At 68.7% G+C, this 12704-nt stretch carries 12 protein-coding genes; all 12 read right to left on the reverse strand.

Annotated features, from left to right (window positions below; all coding sequences use genetic code 11):
* Positions 1 to 20 precede the first annotated feature (20 nt).
* Positions 21 to 1304, reverse strand: coding sequence for an FAD-dependent oxidoreductase (locus ACJ7Z0_RS15605; protein WP_434792674.1), 1284 nt, complete (start codon positions 1302 to 1304; stop codon positions 21 to 23).
* A 5-nt stretch (positions 1305 to 1309) separates the two neighbouring features.
* A complete protein-coding gene (locus tag ACJ7Z0_RS15610; RefSeq protein ID WP_434790543.1) occupies positions 1310 to 1558 on the reverse strand; it encodes a (2Fe-2S)-binding protein in 249 nt (82 codons plus the stop codon).
* Complete coding sequence (locus ACJ7Z0_RS15615; protein WP_434790544.1) at positions 1555 to 2661, reverse strand: NAD(P)/FAD-dependent oxidoreductase; 1107 nt, start codon at positions 2659 to 2661, stop codon at positions 1555 to 1557. Before ACJ7Z0_RS15615 ends, ACJ7Z0_RS15610 begins: the two co-directional genes overlap by 4 nt.
* Before the next feature lie 98 nt (positions 2662 to 2759).
* On the reverse strand, positions 2760 to 3695 hold the full coding sequence (locus tag ACJ7Z0_RS15620) for a 4-hydroxyproline epimerase (RefSeq protein WP_434790545.1): 936 nt from the start codon (positions 3693 to 3695) through the stop codon (positions 2760 to 2762).
* A 13-nt stretch (positions 3696 to 3708) separates the two neighbouring features.
* On the reverse strand, positions 3709 to 4845 hold the full coding sequence (locus ACJ7Z0_RS15625) for a branched-chain amino acid ABC transporter substrate-binding protein (protein ID WP_434790546.1): 1137 nt from the start codon (positions 4843 to 4845) through the stop codon (positions 3709 to 3711).
* 29 nt (positions 4846 to 4874) lie between these two features.
* Positions 4875 to 5792, reverse strand: coding sequence for a dihydrodipicolinate synthase family protein (locus ACJ7Z0_RS15630; protein ID WP_434790547.1), 918 nt, complete (start codon positions 5790 to 5792; stop codon positions 4875 to 4877).
* A 423-nt stretch (positions 5793 to 6215) separates the two neighbouring features.
* A complete protein-coding gene (locus ACJ7Z0_RS15635; RefSeq protein ID WP_434790548.1) occupies positions 6216 to 7193 on the reverse strand; it encodes a tripartite tricarboxylate transporter substrate-binding protein in 978 nt (325 codons plus the stop codon).
* 37 nt (positions 7194 to 7230) lie between these two features.
* A complete protein-coding gene (locus tag ACJ7Z0_RS15640) occupies positions 7231 to 8436 on the reverse strand; it encodes a M20 aminoacylase family protein (protein WP_434790549.1) in 1206 nt (401 codons plus the stop codon).
* A 64-nt stretch (positions 8437 to 8500) separates the two neighbouring features.
* Positions 8501 to 9784, reverse strand: coding sequence for an aspartate aminotransferase family protein (locus ACJ7Z0_RS15645; protein WP_434790550.1), 1284 nt, complete (start codon positions 9782 to 9784; stop codon positions 8501 to 8503).
* Positions 9785 to 9794: 10 nt separating this feature from the next.
* Positions 9795 to 10850: a phosphotransferase gene (locus ACJ7Z0_RS15650; RefSeq protein WP_434790551.1), complete on the reverse strand. Its 1056-nt coding sequence runs from the start codon at positions 10848 to 10850 to the stop codon at positions 9795 to 9797.
* A gap of 73 nt (positions 10851 to 10923) precedes the next feature.
* Positions 10924 to 11952, reverse strand: coding sequence for a histone deacetylase family protein (locus ACJ7Z0_RS15655; protein ID WP_434790552.1), 1029 nt, complete (start codon positions 11950 to 11952; stop codon positions 10924 to 10926).
* An 18-nt stretch (positions 11953 to 11970) separates the two neighbouring features.
* Positions 11971 to 12702 carry a GntR family transcriptional regulator gene (locus ACJ7Z0_RS15660; protein ID WP_434790553.1) on the reverse strand — a complete coding sequence of 244 codons (732 nt, stop codon included), beginning with the start codon at positions 12700 to 12702 and terminating at the stop codon, positions 11971 to 11973.
* Positions 12703 to 12704: the final 2 nt, after the last annotated feature.

The following is a 12704-nucleotide window of genomic DNA, read 5'->3' on the forward strand; positions in this document are numbered from 1 at the left end:
CTTCTGGTGCTGCTTCGGCTTCATTGTCGGTCCACATCGCCAGGGCCCGCGAGGCCGGCCAGGGTTGCGATGCGCGCCGGCGACAGCGGCGGACGCGGCGCGGGCGGCGTCCAGCCGAAAAGGAACTGCGCGGCATCGCCGCAGACGCGGCCCTGGCAGGCGCCCATGCCGCAGCGGCGGTGGAGCTTGGCGTCGGTCCAGCCGCTGCAACCTGCGAGCGCCGAGAACGGCACGTCTTCGCAGCGGCATACGAGGGTGTCGGGCTGCGGCATCTGGCGGATCTCGGGGGCCAGCGCGAAGCTGCGGTGCAACTGTGCGGCGAAGGCATTCCAGCGGGCACGCGCGCGTTCGTGCTGCTTTGCGGCGCCTTCGTTGCCGACGGCCGCGTAGCCGGCGATGGCGCCCTGCGCGAGCGCGCGTTCGCTGCCGCCGAAACCGGTGCATTCGCCGGCTGCGTAGACATCCGGCAGGCTGGTGGCCTGCCGCGCATCGACAGCCAGTGCCTGCGCGCCGATGCCTCCGGACGTGAGGGCGCAGCCGAGCATCTGGCCCAGTTGCGTGTTGGGGACGAGGCCGAAGCCGCAGGCCACGCGATCGCATTCGATTTCCACGTCGCGGCCGCCTTGGCGCAACCGAACCGATTCGACCTGCATGCCGCCTTGCACCGAGACGATGCGCGACGAAGTGCGGTACTGCGCGTTGGCCAGCGTGATCGCCTGCACAGCCTTGCCCGGCCATCTCGGCAAGCTGGCCGCAAACCCTGCGACCGCCTCGAACGAGGCCTGTTCGGCGATGCGCACGACCTTCGCACCCGCCGCGCGCGCCGTTGCCGCCGCGGCGAGCAGCAAAGGGCCGCTGCCCGCAATCACGATGCGTTCGCCCTCGACCGGCAACCCCGCCTTGACGAGCGCCTGCAGGCCGCCCGCGCCCGTGACGCCGGGCAGCGTCCAACCGGGGAAGGGCAGCAGCAGCTCGCGCGCGCCGGTGCAAAGGATCAGCTTGTTCCACCGCATGCGCCAGCCGCGCTCCGCGTCTTCGAGCAGCAGTTCGTTTCGCGATGGCGCCGCGACGACGCGCGTGCCGCTGCACACGCGGATGTTGGCGTGGCGTTCGAGCGCATCGCGCCACTTGCGCGCGGCCGGCGGCAGCGTGGCGCCGGGACCGTCGCGCCAGATCTGCCCGCCGGGTGCGGGGTTGTCGTCGATCACGACGATCGATGCACCGCCGGGCGCGGCCGCCACTGCCGCCGCCATGCCGGCGGGGCCCGCGCCGACGATCAGCAGATCGCAATGCGCCAGTGCCATGTCGGTCACTCGGAGGTCTCCACGCACATGCCCTCGGCGCAGACCGTCTGGCAGGCGAGCCTGCGCCGGCCGTCGATGCGCACTCGGCATTCCTGGCACACGCCCATGCCGCAGAACGGCGCACGCGGCTGCCCCGTGACCGACGTGCGCGCCACGCCGATGCCACCGGCGACGCGCAAGGCAGCGGCGACTGAGCTACCCGCCGTCACGCGGACGAGCCGGCCATCGACGTGCAGCAAGGTCTCGCCGCTCATGCGCACCTCTCCAGCAGCCCGCGCGGCGCATAGGGCGCAGCGTCGAATCCGGGTGCACCGCCGGTCATCAGCGCCGCGAGCAGATGCGCGCTGCCCGGCGCGGTGGTCACGCCCAGGCCTTCGTGGCCGACGGCGAGCCAGAGCCTGTCGCGCCACGGGTGCTTGCCCAGCAGCGGCAGTCCATCGGGCGTTGCGGCGCGCATGCCGGTCCACGAGCGGACCGCGTTGAGGTCCGCGAGGCCCGGCAAGTAGTCGAGCGTGCGCTGCAGCATGCGCGCGAGCATCGGTGCTTCGACGGCGGGATCGGTGGTGTCGAACTGGCGCGAAGAGCCGATCAGCAGTTGCCCGGTCGGCCGCGGCTGCACGTTGAACGCGACCGAGTCGCCGTCGCTGTGGTGCGCGCTGGTCACGTAGCCGAGCTCGACCAGCTGATGGTGCACCGTGCCCGGATAGCGGTCGGTGATCAGCAGGTGGCCCTTCTTGGGGCGGATCGGAAGCTCGGGGCAGAGCGTCGTCGCCTCGATGCCGCTGGCCAGCACGATCTGCGGCGCGCTGCGACGGCTCCCGTCCGCGAGCCGCAGCGTGCCGTCGTCTTCGATCGCATCGACCTTCGCATGCTCGATGCGGATCGAATCTGCGCCCTGCGCGAGCAGCCAGCGCGCCGCATTCGGTGCATAGAGGATGCCGTCGCCGGGCACTTCGAGCGCGCCCGCAAGGCCCTTGCGCAAGGCGGGCTCGGCGCGGGCCAGCTCCAGCGCACCGAGCAGGCGGCTTTCGATACCGTGCTCACGCAGCCGCTGCTGCTTGCACTCGGCCTCGGCCATTTCTTCTTCGTTGGCCGCGATCCAGAGCGTGCCGCAGGCGCTGTACGCGCAGTCCTCGCTCATGCGCGGCGCCAGGGCGCGCCATTGCGCCGTCGAATGGCTGCTCAATGTAAGCTCGGCCGGGTTGTCGTCCATCACCACGAGGTGCCCCATGCCTGCGCCCGTGGCGCCGCCGATACGCGCATCGAGCACCAGCACCCGGCGGCCGGCCTGCGCCAGCGCATGCGCGCAGGCGGCACCGACGATGCCGGCACCTATGACGATGACTTCGGCGTGCACGGCCTACACTGCGGAACCGGCTTTGCCGGGCCGCTGGTGTTGCCCCCGGCAGGGGGTTGGCAGAGCGACACGAAGTGCGCGAAGACTGGGGGCGAGCCTCATATCCGGATTCCCCACCCGAAAGGATCGTTGTCGTCGATCAAGAGCGTGGCCTCGGCGCTGATGTGCGCACGGCCGCGCAGCGTTGGAATGACCTTGCCGTCTTCCAGCGCGTAGCTGGCCTCGAAGCGGCTCCCGATCACGCTCGCCTGTGTCCACACCTCGCCCGGCGCCAGCTTGCCGTCGGCCGCAAGGCAGGCGATCTTGGCGCTGGTGCCGGTGCCGCAGGGCGAGCGGTCGTAGGCATTGCCGGGGCAGAGCACGAAGTTGCGGCTGTCCGCGCCTTCGCTGTCGTGGGCGAAGAGTTCGATGTGGTCGATCTCCGCGCCATCGGCGCCCGTGATGCCTTGCGCCGCCAGCGCCTTGCGCAGCGCGGTGGTGTAGCCGGTGAGCGCGGCGAGGTTGTCACTCGCCACCCGCTGGCCGTGTTCGCTCACCAGGAAGAACCAGTTGCCGCCCCAGGCCACATCGCCGTGCACGGTGCCGTGGCCCGGCAGGTCGACCGCGACCCGGTGCAGATGCCGGTACGCCGGCACGTTGCGCACACTCACCGAGCCATCGGCATGCAGCCTGGTCGTGACCATGCCCACCGGCGTCTCGATCCTGTGCTCGCCCACGCCGATGCGCCCGATGTGCGCGAGGCTTGCGACCAGCCCGATGGTGCCGTGGCCGCACATGCCGATGTAGCCGGCGTTGTTGAAGAAGATCACGCCGGCGGCGGCATCTTTCGACACCGGCTCGCACAGCAGCGCGCCGACGATCACGTCGCTGCCGCGCGGCTCGAGCACCGTGGCCGCGCGCCATTTGTCATGCCGCTCGGCCAGGAGCGCGCGGCGCTCGGCCATGCTGCCGCCGCCCAGATCGGGGAAACCGCCGATGACCAGGCGCGTGGGCTCGCCGCCCGTGTGCGAATCGATGATCTGGATGCGTTGCATGTGTTTCTCGAACTCAGTAGCTGGCGAGGGGAAAGGGCGCTGCGTTCTTGAAGGTGAACACCGTGATCGGCGCCTGTTTCATGTTGCCCTTGTCGTCGTAGCTGTAGGTTGCGGCCACGCCCTTGTAAGTGGTCTTGTAGAGCTCGGCGCCTACTTTGTCGGGATCGATGGAGTTGGCCTTCTGCATCGATTCGCCGATGAACAGCACCTGGTCGTAGTACGAAGCGGCATACGCGTCCGCGTCGGCGTTGAAGCGCTTCTTGAACTTGGCCTTGAACGCCGGGCCGCTCTGCGCCTTTTCGAGAATGGAGCCGCCTTGCGCGCAGAACACCAGGTCGTTGACCGCATCGCCGCCCAGCTTGCCGGTGGCCGGGCTGCACAGCGTGTCGCCGCCCAGCAGCTTGCCGGGCACGGCCAGCTGCTTCATCTGGCGCGCCATGGGTGCGGCCTGCGGCGCGTAGCCGCCGAAAAAGATCGCTTCGGGCGCCTTGGCCTTCATGTTGGTCAGGATGGCGGTGAAGTCCACGGCCTTGTCGGTGGTGAACTCCTGGCCCACGACTGAGAGGCCCTGCTTCTTCGCTTCCTTGGTGAACTCTTCCGCAAGGCCCTGGCCGAAGGCGGTGCGGTCGTCGATCACGCCCACCTTCGTCACCTTGAGCACCTTGGCCGCGTACACCGCCATGCTGGAACCGATCTGGTTGTCGCTCGCGATGATGCGGTACAGGTTCTTGTAGCCGCCCTGCGTCACCTTTGGGTTGGTGCCCACGGTGGAGACCATGGTGCCGCCATCGGCGTAGATGCGCGAAGCCGGAATGGCCACGCCCGAGCAGTACGGGCCCATGACGTACTTGACGCCGTCGTCCACGAATTTCTGCGCCACGCTCACGCCGGACTTGGCGTCGCACTGGTCGTCTTCGGACACCAGCTCGAACTTCAGCGTCTTGCCGCCGACCGCGAGCTTCTTCGCATTGAGTTCCTCGATGGCAAGACGCACGCCGTTCTCGTTGTCCTTGCCCGCGAAGGCATTGGGGCCCGAGAGCGGCCCGCTGTGGCCGATCTTGACGACCTGCTCCTGCTGCGCATTGGCGTGGCCCGCCACGGCGATGGCCACGAGGCCGAGAAACGGAATCATGTGTGCGTTGGACTTCATGCTTGTTCCTTTGTAGAGGACGAGAGGGTTTATGCCATGACCGACTGGTACTGCACCGGCCGCGTGGCCAGCGCCTTCTTCACGATCGCCTCCACCGCCGCGCGCTCCTCGCCCACCAGCGGCAGCCGCGGGCGGCGCATGTGCTCGCTGCCCACGCCCACCAGCACGTCGATCAGCTTCAGGTTCTGCACCAGCTTGTTCGATACATCCAGGTGCAGCATCGGCGTCATCCACTGGTACAGCGCCAGCGCCTCGGCGAACTGGCCCGCCTTCATCAGGTCGTACAGCGCCACGGTTTCCCGCGGGAACGCGCAGCCCACCCCGGCCAACAGGCCATCCGCGCCCAGCGCCAGCCCTTCGTACGCCAGGTCGTCCACCCCCAGGAACAGCTGGTAGCGGGTCCCCACCGTGTTGCGCAGGTCCGTGATGCGGCGGATGTCGCCCGTGCTCTCCTTGATCGCCGCGATCCATTCGCAGTCCGCCAGCTCCAGCATGTGCTCGGGCTTCAGGTCCACCCGGTAGGCCACCGGGTTGTTGTAGACCATGACCGGCTTCTGGGCCGCATGGGCGATGGTGCGCACATTCAGCATAGCCTCGCGCGCATCGGCCACGTAGATCACCGAGGGCATCACCATGAAGCCCGCCACCCCCAGCTTGTTGGCCCCGTCCACATAGCGCAGCGCTTCGCGGGTGCTGGTTTCCGACACATTCGCCAGCACCGGGATGCGGCCGTCGGCCGCTTCCAGCGCGATCTGGGCCACCTGCAGCTTTTCTTCCAAGCTCAGCGTGCTGGCCTCGCCCAGCGAGCCGCAGGTCACCAGGCCGTGGATGCCGTTGCGGATCTGGAAGTCGATGTGGCGCGCGGTGCCTTCGGCATCGATGCTTTCGTCGGCGTGGAACTTGGTGGTGATGGCGGGAAAGATGCCTTGCCAGCGGGGGTTGGTCACGTGATGGGCTCCTGGGTTGCGCGACAAGAAACGGTCGCGGTTTAAATATATTAACAATATATCTTCAGGATATGCGTGGGGCAAGCGCTCTTTTGGACCGGGGTCTTCTGTGATATCCGGGAAAAGGGCGGGGGGCGTCCGCTGATGGGGCGCCGCTACTTGTGCGCGTCCACTGGGCGCTGCGCTTTATTCACGCTCATGCGTTCGGGGCGCGCTCCCGCCGACGGGAGCGTTGTTTGGAGCGGTGGTTGATCGAGCGGAACAAGAGCAGCGCTTTGTGTGCGCAGGGCGCCGGGTGCTCCCCGCAGCGAAATAAAGGAGGAGGCGAAGCCGGGGGACATTCGCGGAGGGGAGTACCCGGTGGCCTGTGCACGCGCCCTGAACAAGCGTGCCCCGAACAAGAGCGCCGAACACGAATCCAGGTCAGTCGATCTTCGCCCCAGAAGCCTTCACCACCGCCCCCATCGCATCCCAGTCCGCGCGCAGCACCTTCTGGAACTCTTCCGCGCTCTGAGTGCGCGGCTCCACGCCCAGGCGCTTGAAGCGCTCCTGGATCGCCGGATCGGCCAGCACCTTGTTGGTGGCCGCGTTCAGGCGCTCGACCTCGGCTTTGGGCGTGCCGGCGGGTGCGAGCAGGCCGATCCATGAATCGAAGGCGTAGCCCGGCAGGCCGCTTTCGGCCACGGTCGGCAAAGTCGGCAGGAAGGGGCTGCGCGCCTGGCCGGTGGAGGCGAGCAGCTTCAAGCGCGGATCGGCCTGGAAACCCATCACGCCGATGCTCGACGAGATGACCGCCTGCACCCGGCCCGCGAGCACCTCGTTGACCGCCTCGCCGGTCGACTTGGTCGGGATGTGCGTCATCTGCAGCCCCGCCTTCGCGAGGAACGACGCCATCGCCAGGTGCGTGGCACTGCCGTTGCCGGCCGAGGCGTAGTTGTACTTGCCCGGGTTGGCCTTGACCTCCTTGATGAAGTCGGCCGTGTTCGACACGTTGAGCCCGCTCGACACCGCCAACACGTAGCCCGCGTTGCCGATGCTGGCCACGCCCACGAAATCCTTCAGCGGGTCGTAGGACAGCTTGCTATACAGAAAGCCTGCGATGTGGTGGCTCGCGGCCGCGAGCACCAGCGTGTTGCCGTCCGGCGGAGCCTTGGCGACCACGGCTGCACCCACCGTGCCGCCTGCGCCCGCGCGGTTCTCGACGATGGCGCTGGCGTTGAGCGCCGCGCCCAGTTCGGCGTTGAAGGCGCGCGCCACCGTGTCCTGCACGGCACCCGTGCCGAAGGGCACGACGATGTGGATCACGCGCTGCTGCTGCGCGTGCACGGGCGTGATGGCGCCCAGGGCCGTGGCGACTGCGAGAGCAGCCATCGAACGTCGGGTGAACAGGGTGGAGGTCATCGGGGTGGCCGCTTTCAACATCGTGAACGGAAAAAAGTTAGCCGCCCGAAGGCAGCCAGCGCTGCACCAGCTTCACGAAGTAGCTGGCGCCGATCGGAATGATCTCGTCGTTGAAGTCGAACGAGGTGTTGTGGATGATGCAAGGGCCGGGCCCATGGCCACCCAGCCGGTGGTCGCCGTCGCCATTGCCAAGAAAGGCGTAGCAGCCGGGCCGCGCGAGCAGCATGTGCGCGAAGTCTTCGGCGCCCATCACGGCGGGAAAGTTGTCGGTCACCATGTCATCGCCCACCACCTCGCGCATCACGCCCGCGGCAAATCGCGCTTCGGCCACGTGGTTGACCACCGGCGGCGAGGAGCGGTTGAAGAAAACCTCCGCCGTGCAGCCATGCGCCGCGGCCACGCCGGCCGCCACTTCGCGCAGGCGCGCCTCGATCTTGTCGATGGCCTCGATGGAGAAGGTGCGGATGGTTCCGCCGACGGTCGCCACGTCTGGAATCACGTTCGGCGCGTCGGAGCCCTGCAGCTGCGTGACCGCGAGCAGCGCGCGCTCGGTGCTGGGAATGGTGCGCGGCACGATGGTCTGCAGCTGCTGCGCGAGCGTGACCACGGCGGCCACGGGGTCGATGCCGGTGTGCGGCATCGAGGCATGCGTGCCGCGCCCGCGCAGCGTGATCTTGTAGGTGTTGCTCGACGCCATCAGCGCGCCTTCGTTGAGCGCGAAGCGGCCCACGTCACCGACCGGGAAGTTGTGCAGCGCAAAGACCGCGTCGCACGGAAAGCGCTCGAACAGGCCGTCCTGGATCATCTTCTTCGCGCCGGCCTTGCCCATCTCCTCAGCGGGCTGGAAGATGAAATGCACGGTGCCGTCGAAGTCATCCGGCCCCTGCTGCGACAGGTGCCACGCGGCAGCCAGCAGCATGGTGGTGTGGCCGTCGTGGCCGCAGGCATGCATGCGGCCGGCGTGGGTGGACTTGTGGGCGAACTCGTTGGCCTCGTGCAGCGGCAGCGCGTCCATGTCGGCGCGCAGGCCGATGGTGCGCGAGCCGGTGCCCTTGCGCAGCACGCCGACGAGGCCAGTGCCGGCGATGCCGCGGTGCACCTCGATGCCCCATTCGGCGAGCAGGCCCGCCACCTTTTCGGAAGTGCGGTGTTCTTCGAAACCGAGTTCCGGATGGGCGTGGATGTCGCGTCGGATATCGACGAAGCGGGAGGCGTTGCTGGCGAAGGAGTCGACGATGTTCATGGTGGCAAAGGTCGTAAGGGCGAACGATTCTGGCCCAACGCGGCACTGGCCGCCATGCCCGCCGTCAGAGCCCCGCCAGCACTTGGTCGAGCGTCTCGACGAGCAGGTCGGCGTTGGCTTCGCTGAACACCAGGGGCGGGCGGATCTTCAACGTGTTGGCATGTTCGCCGGTGGCGCTCAGCAGCACCTGCCGCTCGCGCAGGCCGTTGACGACGCGCGCGGTTTCCGCGGTGGCGGCCGTGCGTGCCTGACGATCCGTGACCAGCTCCACCCCCACGAACAGGCCCGCGCCGCGCACGTCGCCGATCAGCGCATGGCGCTCGGCGAGCTTCGCGATTCCGGCACGCAGATGGCGGCCGACGCGCTGCGCATTGGCCATCAAGCCTTCGCGCTCGATCACGTCGAGCACCGCCATGCCCGCGGCCATCGACACCGGATTGCCGCCGAAGGTGTTGAAGTAGCGGCACTCGCGGCCGAAGGCAGCCAGCACCTCGGGCCGCACCGCAAGGCCGGCCAGCGGATGGCCGGCGCCGAGCGGCTTGCCCATCGTGACGATGTCGGGCACCACGCCGTGCCGCTGGAAGCCCCAGAACGCATCGCCGGTGCGGCCGAGGCCAGGCTGCACTTCATCGGCGATGAAGAGGCCGCCGGCTTCGCGCACCGCGTCCACGGCCTCAGCCATGAAGCCGGGCGGGTCGGTGAAGATGCCGTCGCTCGAAAACACGGTGTCGACCATCAGCGCGGCCGGACGGATGCCCTGCGCCTTCAGGTCGGCGATGGCCTCGCGCACGCCGTTCGCAAATGCGCGGCCCATGTCACCGGCCACCACGCGGTAGCTGTCCGGCGCGGGCACGGTGCGCACCGCATCGCCCAGCTGCACGAACTTGCCGAGCGAGGGCGAAGCCTCTGCGATCGATGCAGTGACGCCGTGGTACGCGAAGCGCGTGACGATCAGCCCGTCGGCTTTCGTATGCGCTCTGGCAATGCGCATCGCGAGGTCGTTGGCCTCGCTGCCGGTGCAGGTGAACATCGCATGGCCGAGTTCGGCCGGCATGGTGGCGAGCAGCCGCTCGGCATAGTCGAGCACGCCTTCGTGCAGGTAGCGCGTGTGGGTGTTGAGCACGCCCGCCTGGCGCGCGATGGCCTCGACCACGTGCGGATGGCAATGGCCGACCGAGGCGACGTTGTTGTAGGCGTCGAGATAGCGCTTGCCGTCGGCGTCGTACAGCCACACGCCTTCGCCGCGCACCGGGTGCAGCGGTGTTTCGTAGAACAGGCGGTAGGCCGGGCCGAGCACGCGTGCGCGGCGCTCGACGAGTGACTGAGTCTGGGGGTCGAGGGAAGTCATGGGCGATCTCTCAGAGGTTCACGGCGCCGCGAAAGGCTGCTGTCGCGGCGGCAGCGCCGATGCGCTCGCAGGCCTGCAGCCGGGCCCACGACAGCGGGTTGTTGCGCAGCAGGTAGGGCGCATTCTCGGGATAGCGCGCGGCGCGCCATCCGCTGATCGCCACCACCATCACGAGCCGCGCCGTGATCAGGTTGAACAGCACGCCGACCTCGGCCGGCGACAGCGGCCGCACCGCGTGGTACGCAGCGACCAGCGGCACGATGGCCGCGAGCGGGTCGTCACCGGTGCCGGCCTGGTACGCGGCGGCCACGGCCAGGTCGTTGATGCACGGCGCGCGCACCATGTCGCCGAAGTCGAGGATCGCGGCGATGCAGTCGGTGTCGGCCGGATCGACCAGCACGTTGTAGATGTTGAAGTCGTTGTGGATCGGCTGCGCAGGCAACGTGCGCAGCACGGGCTTGGCGTCGCGCTCGAAGCGGTCGAGTGCTGCGGTGGCCAGGGCGCGGCGCTCCGGCTCGGCGATGTGCGCGAGCAGGCCGCGCACGCTGTCGGCGCGCTGCAGGTCCCAGGGCAGCGGCAGTGCGCCGGCCGGATGGTCGAAGCCCGCGAGCGCGACGTCGAGCCGGGCCAGCATGCGCGCGAGGTTCTGCTGCTGCAGCGGCGTACGCGGCGCCTCGGGCAGCGGCAAGCCGGGCAGGTAGGTGAAGAGGCGCACCACGCGCGGCAGTCCGTCTCCCGGGTCGCACACGAAAGAGGCGGCGCCGTCCTTCGTCGGCACGATGCGCTGCACCGGCAGGCTGGGGTCAGTGGCCTCGAGGTACAGCAGGGCCTGGGTCTGGAAGTCGGCGACCAAGGCGGTTTCGGCCGGGTGCGAGATCTTCAGCATGAAGCGGGCGCCGTCGGTGGCGCGCTCGAAGCGGTAGTTGCGGTCGCGCTCGCCGGTCAGCGGCTTCATCTCGCCTTCGATGCCGTAGCGCTCGCGCGCGAGCTCGCGCACCCAGGCGTCGTCGAGCGCGGGCGAGCCTTCGCTGAGTACCTGCGCGTCGGCGAATTCCGCAATTCTCATTGGTGCACCCTTGGCGCTGTGCGCCTTCCCGCCAAGCGGGAGCGAGCTTGCTTGGGGCGGCCCGGCGCTGCGCTCATGCCGCGCTCTCGAAACCGCGCAGCGCGCTCGCGATGTTCGGGCCCAGGTCGTCGGAAAGGTAGCCGCCCTCCTGCACCAGCACCGTGGGCAGGCCGAGGCGCGCGATCTCCGCCAGCAGCACGGCAAATCCGGCGGTCTGGATCTTCATGCCCTTGTACGGATCGCGCTCGTGCGCATCGAGCCCCAGCGCCACCACGAGTGCGCCGGGCGCATAGGCGCGGATGCTGTCGCATGCGTCGCGCAGTGCGGGCAGGTAGCCGTCGAGGTCGGTGCCCAGCGGCAGCGGCTTGTTGACGTTGTAGCCCAGGCCTTCGCCTTCGCCGCGTTCGTGCGCATGGCCGATGAAGAAGGGCGTGAAGTTGCGCGGGTCGCCGTGCAACGAGATGGTCAGCACGTCGGCGCGGCGGTAGAAGATGCCCTGGGTGCCGTTGCCGTGGTGCACGTCGATGTCGAGGACGGCCACGCGGTCGTGCACGCCGCGCAGGTGCTGCGCGGCAATGGCCACGTTGTTGAGGTAGCAGAAGCCGTTGGCGCGGTCGGCGTAGGCGTGGTGGCCGGGCGGGCGGCACAGCGCATAGGCCACGCGCTCGCCATCGAGCACCAGCTGCGCCGCATGCGTCGCCATGTTCGCCGAGGCAATGGCGGCCTCCCACGTGCGCGCGCCGATCGAGCACGCGTTGTCGCCCATGTGGAAACCGGCCTGGCCGACCACGCTGTCGGGATAGGTGCAGGGCTGGCCCGGAAAGGGATGGATGTTGGGCATCACCTCTTCCGAGGGATCGTCCAGCAGCTGCCAGCGCGCGTAGGCTGTTGCCAGAAAGCGCAGGTACTCGGGCGTGTGGATGGCGGCGCGCGGGCCGGCGCCGAAGTCGCGCGTGGCGACGATCTCGTGGCCCTCCTGCTCGACCGCCTTCAGCAGCCGGAAGGCGCGCTCGGGCTGCTCGTTGCTGCGCTTGAGCTTGCCGCGCACCATGAAGAGCTGCGGGTCGTGGTCCTTGTGCGTGTCGCTGTAGACGACTTTCATCGGGCGGTTTCTCCGGTGTCAGGCGTTGGTGGGAAGGGGCGCCGCGCCGTGCTGCTTGACGAACAACGCGCGCACGTGCTGCCAGGCGTCTTCCAGGTGCACGCGCATCGCGGCCTTGGCGGCCTCGGGGTTGCGGCGCACCAGGGCGTCGACGATGGGGCGGTGGGTCTCCGCCATCGCGGTGGGGTCGTGGTAGACCGCATCGATCAGCGCGATGATCATCTGCATCTCGGTCTGCGTGTTCATGAAGATGCGGTGCAGGTGCGCATTGCCCGACAGCTCGCAGATCAGCGTGTGCAGCGCCAGGTCGGTGGCAATGCGGTGGTGCTGCGGCTGCGTGCTGGCCTCGCGCACCATGGCTTCGACCAGCGCCTGCACGCGCGCGATGCCTGCATCGTCGGCCTTGCGGCAGGCCAACTCGATCGAAGTGAGCTCCAGGCTCAGGCGCACCTCGAACAGATCGTCGATCTCCTGCACGCTGATGGTCCGCACCGCGAAGCCGTGGCGCGGTTTGGCGACCAGCACGCCCTGGCGTTCGAGCCGCCGCGCCGCCTCGCGCACCGGTGCACGGCTCACGCCCATGCGGCGCGCGATGTCGGCCTCGACGATGCGGCTGCCAGGTGGCAGGCGGCCTTCGACGATGGCGCGCGTCAGCTGGGCCTCGACCAGCCCGACGAGATCGGTCGATTCGACCGACTCGAAGAGGGCCGTATCGGAAGAAGAAGGAGGAGAAATTACGGAAGTTGCCATGT

This window comes from Variovorax palleresanus (assembly GCF_051144945.1).
Classification (GTDB): Bacteria; Pseudomonadota; Gammaproteobacteria; order Burkholderiales; family Burkholderiaceae_C; genus Variovorax; species Variovorax paradoxus_S.